2 protein-coding genes are annotated in these 2074 nt (G+C 67.6%); both read right to left on the minus strand.

Annotation, left to right across the window (positions count from 1 at the left end):
- Positions 1-68: 68 nt before the first annotated feature.
- Complete coding sequence (gene istB, locus ABZ470_RS41625) at positions 69-905, minus strand: IS21-like element helper ATPase IstB (RefSeq protein WP_362785734.1); 837 nt, start codon at positions 903-905, stop codon at positions 69-71.
- On the minus strand, positions 905-2074 hold a 1170-nt coding region (gene istA, locus ABZ470_RS41630), incomplete at its 5' end, for an IS21 family transposase (RefSeq protein ID WP_362918719.1). The genes istA and istB, both read right to left, overlap by 1 nt.

The raw sequence follows: 2074 nt of genomic DNA on the forward strand, positions 1-2074 counted from the left end.
TGTCAACGACGGCTGAATCTTGACCCTCTGACGTCGCCTGAATTCTGACCCCCTGATGTGCTTGATCGTTACTGATCGCTGCTGTGACCCGCCGCAGGAACACGACCGAGATCACGATTCTTGAGACGGTAGCTGTCTCCCTTGAGGCTGATGACCTCGGCATGATGAACAAGGCGATCGATCATCGCGGCGGCCACCACATCATCGCCGAAGACCTCTCCCCAACGGCCGAACGGCTTGTTGCTCGTAACGATCAAACTCGCTCGTTCGTAGCGGCTGGAAACCAGCTGGAAGAACAGATTGGCCGCCTCGGGCTCGAACGGGATGTAGCCGACCTCGTCAACGACCAGGACCGGGACGCGCGACAGTTTCGTCAGCTCGTCTTGGAGCTTCCCGGCGGCATGAGCCTCGGCCAGGCGATCGACCCACTGGGCGGCGGTGGCGAACGCGACCCGGTGCCCGGCCTGGCAGGCACGAATACCCAAACCGATGGACAGGTGGGTCTTGCCGGTGCCGGGCGGACCCAGGAAGACCACGTTCTCCCGGGCGGCGACGAAGTCCAACGTCCCCAGATGAGCGATGAGGTCGCGCTTGAGGGACCGCTGATGATCGTAATCGAAGTCCTCCAGCGCTTTGCGGGCCGGGAACCGGGCGAACCGGATCCGTGCCTCACCCCCGTGGGACTCACGGGCCGACACCTCTCGTTGCAGGCAGGCGGCCAGGAACTCCTCATGACTCCAGGATTCGGCCCGGGCCCGCTCAGCCAGCCGGTCAACCGCGGCCGCCAGCGACGGCGCCTTGAGCACCCGGGTGAGATAGGCCAGCTCAGCACCGATATCGCGGGACCTGCGGGAACTGCCCGCCGCCGCTTTGCCGCCCGGCCTCGAAGCCGCCGACTCGGCCATCACGCCACTCCCTCGATCCCCTCGATGCCCAGCGCCGTGTCGTAGTCGCTGAGCCGACGCTGCTCAACGTCGTCGGTATCGGCCGGGCCGGTGGCCATGGTGGCCGCCGTGCGCAGACGTGTGCCGCGCAACAGGGCGGCGGCGTGTTCATGCACCGGGTCGGTGATGGTCTGATGCGGCGCCCAGCACCGCTCGTGCCGGGCGACCATCTGACCGGCGCAGGTCACGCCGACCTGGCCCAGATCGGCGACGACCTCGACCAGCCGGCCGATCACCGAAGGATGCACCGAGTAGTCACACGAGGCGATGCGGACGTAGTGATCGCGCGGCAGCCGGACCGAGGCGCGCCACCCGACTGCCGGAGCGACGGGTGGCAGCGCCACCATCGCCGCCAGGTCCGCGCCCAGCCGGTCGGCCGGCCGGCACTCGATGCGCCGATGATGACGGGTGTTGGCCTTGGCCAGCCAGTCGGCGAGCTGGGTGTTGAAGTCGTGGGGGGAGACGAAGCCGCGGCCGGGCAGAAACGAGGTCTCCAGATAGCCGTTGGCTCTTTCCACCAGCCCTTTGGCCTCAGGGTCGCCGGGTCTGCACTGGGCGATCCGGATGCCCAGGGCGCCGCGGAAGGCGTTGGCGTCAGCACTCAGCTGGGGTTTGCCCTGCTTCCACTGGCCGATCGCTGACTCGTTGTCCCAGATGAGGGTCTTGGGGACCGCCCCCAGCTGTGACAGCAGCGCCCAGTGCCCGGCGAACAGGTCCCCGGCCGTGCGAGAGGGCAGCATCCGGGCCATCAGCCAGCGTGAATAGCCCGACACCATGACCAGGACCGGTGGGCTGGCCCGATGCCCGGCGCCGAGGGGGATCTTCACCGGCGGGAACCATAGATCGCATTGGGCCAGTTCCCCGGCCTGGTAGGTCGTCCGGGACGACGGGTCGACGGGCTTGTAGTGCGGTCGCAGCAGCCGCACCCGGTCTTTGAGCACGGTCAGCGACCGCTGCCAGCCGATCCGTTCAGCGATCACCGTCGCGGGCATGTCCGGGAACTCGGCCAGCAGTTTTCGGATCTGCGGCTCGGCTGCGTCTGCGATCGAGCCTTTGCCGGGCCGCCGGTACTTCGGCGGTGTATCGGCCGCCAGCGCGCTTTTCACGGTGTTCTTCGAGATGCCCATGCG

Source organism: Streptosporangium sp. NPDC020072, assembly GCF_040631445.1.
GTDB lineage: Bacteria > Actinomycetota > Actinomycetes > Streptosporangiales > Streptosporangiaceae > Streptosporangium.

What these genes read in the sequence shown, in the direction of transcription:
- istB (WP_362785734.1), bottom strand. Translation starts at nt 905, where the DNA reads ATGGCCGAGTCGGCGGCTTCGAGGCCGGGCGGCAAAGCGGCGGCGGGC.